We start from the raw sequence: 2,319 nt of genomic DNA on the forward strand, positions 1-2,319 counted from the left end.
CCCTCGGTAGTCGATTCATAATCCATGGTGGCCTTGTCTGTCTCTACCTCACAAAGCAAATCACCGACACCGAACTCCTCCCCCTCCTTTTTATGCCAGGAAGTGATTGTACCAGTCTCCATAGTAGGAGAAAGCGCCAGCATCACAAGTGTCTCAGCCATATCTTCACTCCTTCAGCTCCGATAAGTAACCCTCTTTACCGCTTCCAGGATTTTATCCACCGATGGCAGGGCGGCAAGCTCCAACCGATGATTATAAGGAACAGGAACATCTTCCTGGGAAACAAGCTCAACCGGCGCATCCAGAAAATCAAAACAGTCATAGCTTACAAGCCAGGATATATGCGACCCCACAGATGCATAAGGCCAGGCCTCATCAACCACCACACACCGGTTTGTCTTCTCTACCGATCTGTATATCAGCTCCTCATCGAGCGGCCTGAGTGTGCGTAAGTCAATCACCTCCGCATCCACTCCCTCCTTCTCCAGCCTCTCTGCCGCTTCCAGCAGCAGATAAATCGGCTTTGAAAACCCTATCAGCGTTACATCACTGCCCTCCCGTCTCACTGCCCCCTTTCCCAAAGGAATCAGATACTCCTCCTCAGGCACCTCCCCCCGAAGAGAATACATAAGCTCAGATTCCAGAAAGACAACAGGGTTGTTGTCCCTTATCGATGACTTCAAAAGACCCAGAAAATCGGCAGGTGTGGATGGTGCCACGACTTTAAGACCCGGACAATGAGAATAGATCGATTGCAGCCCCTGTGAATGCTGCGCGCTTAGATACTCAGCCGGACCATTGGGCCCCCGGAAAACTACCGGCACATTTATCTGCCCTCCGGACATGTAAAGCATCTTGGATGCATTGTTGTAGGTCTGATCCAGCGCCTGAAGGGAAAAATTGAGAGTCATCCATTCCACCACCGGACGAAGTCCGGCCATAGCTGCCCCTATACCCACCCCTGTGAATCCCTCTTCAGAAATCGGAGTATCGATCACCCGCAATGGCCCGTACTTCTCCAGCAAACCCTGGCTTACCTTGTAGGCACCATGATACTGCGCCACCTCCTCACCAATAAGCACCACATTCTCATCCCTGGCCATCTCCTCATCCAGGGCACGTCTCAGCGCCTCCCGAACACTCATTATCATAAGTACCGCCCTTCAGGTTTTATAGACATCCTCATAGAGCGACTCCAGAGAGGGATCAGGGGACCTTTCCGCATATAGTGCCGCCTCCTCACTTTTCCTCCTGGCAACCGAGTCCATCTGAAGAAACTTCTCTTCAGTTAAGACCCCCCCGTTGAGAAGCTTTACCTTTAAAAGCAGCACAGGATCCTGCTGACGATATGCCTCCAGTTCCTCCCTGGTACGGTACTTCGCCGGATCACTCATCGAATGACCCTTGTAGCGATAAGTCTTTATCTCCAGAAACCCGGGTCTCTTAACCTCCCTTATCTGCTCCACCTGCTCCTTTACAGCCTGATACACCTCCAGCACATCCATCCCGTTTACCTGCTTTCCCTTTATATCATAGGACTGCCCCAGTATCGTGAAATCAGTCACCGCGCTGACCCTGCGGAAATCAGTACCCATCCCGTACTGGTTGTTTTCGCAGATGTATAGAACCGGAAGCCCCCAGATCTGAGCCATGTTCAGACTCTCGTGAAAAGAGCCCTGATGAATCGCGCCGTCGCCAAAGAAACAGAGCACAACCCCTCTCTCATTTTTATTCCTGATCTTTAACCCCACTCCGGTAGCCAGAGGTATATGCGCCCCCACTATCCCGTTTCCACCCAGAAAATTTTTCTTTACATCAAAGAAATGCATGGATCCACCCTTACCCCTGGAGCATCCTGTCTCCTTCCCGTAAAGCTCCGCCATCAATACCCCGGGTTTCATCCCCAGCGCCAGGGCGATACCATGATCACGATACGCTGTAAGCACATAATCGACAGACTGATCGATGGCTGCAACAGCACCAACCCCTGTGGCCTCCTGACCAATATATAGGTGCAGAAATCCTCCGATCTTCCGCAGTCCATAAGCCTGAGACGCTTTCTCCTCAAAACGGCGTATCAGAAGCATCTTCTCTAATAAAGACAAGAGAAACTCTCCGGTAAATTGCTCTCTCAATGCTTTCTCCATCTTGATCATCTCTCCGCTTTAAAGCCTACAACCTCTTTTAAACCATCCATGGGGGTGTATAATACCGCTTTCTCGATAATAAACTCCAGAACAACCAGTTCACTCTCCGGCTGATCGATTTTCCAGAACTGGTGCAGATGCCCCACGATACACTCAAGAACCTCTGAACGTA

The 2,319-nt window shown here is 50.7% G+C and carries 4 protein-coding genes; all 4 read right to left on the bottom strand.

Annotated elements, in window-relative coordinates; translation table 11 throughout:
- Nucleotides 1-161: 2-oxo acid dehydrogenase subunit E2 (locus GX089_02630; GenBank protein NLP01363.1), on the bottom strand; the 161-nt coding region annotated here is incomplete at its 3' end.
- Nucleotides 162-173: 12 nt separating this feature from the next.
- Nucleotides 174-1,151: a pyruvate dehydrogenase complex E1 component subunit beta gene (locus GX089_02635; GenBank protein ID NLP01364.1), complete on the bottom strand. Its 978-nt coding sequence runs from the start codon at nt 1,149-1,151 to the stop codon at nt 174-176.
- A 12-nt stretch (nt 1,152-1,163) separates the two neighbouring features.
- Complete coding sequence (pdhA, locus tag GX089_02640; GenBank protein NLP01365.1) at nt 1,164-2,147, bottom strand: pyruvate dehydrogenase (acetyl-transferring) E1 component subunit alpha; 984 nt, start codon at nt 2,145-2,147, stop codon at nt 1,164-1,166.
- A gap of 5 nt (nt 2,148-2,152) precedes the next feature.
- Nucleotides 2,153-2,319, bottom strand: a 167-nt coding sequence (locus GX089_02645; GenBank protein ID NLP01366.1) for a pyridoxamine 5'-phosphate oxidase family protein, incomplete at its 5' end; no start/stop codon positions are given.

The sequence above is a fragment of the Fibrobacter sp. genome (assembly GCA_012523595.1).
GTDB lineage: Bacteria > Fibrobacterota > Chitinivibrionia > Chitinivibrionales > Chitinispirillaceae > JAAYIG01.

Coding starts and splice junctions, on each gene's coding strand:
- GX089_02635 (NLP01364.1), bottom strand. CDS start 1,151: ATGATAATGAGTGTTCGGGAGGCGCTGAGACGTGCCCTGGATGAGGAG.
- pdhA (NLP01365.1), bottom strand. CDS start 2,147: ATGGAGAAAGCATTGAGAGAGCAATTTACCGGAGAGTTTCTCTTGTCT.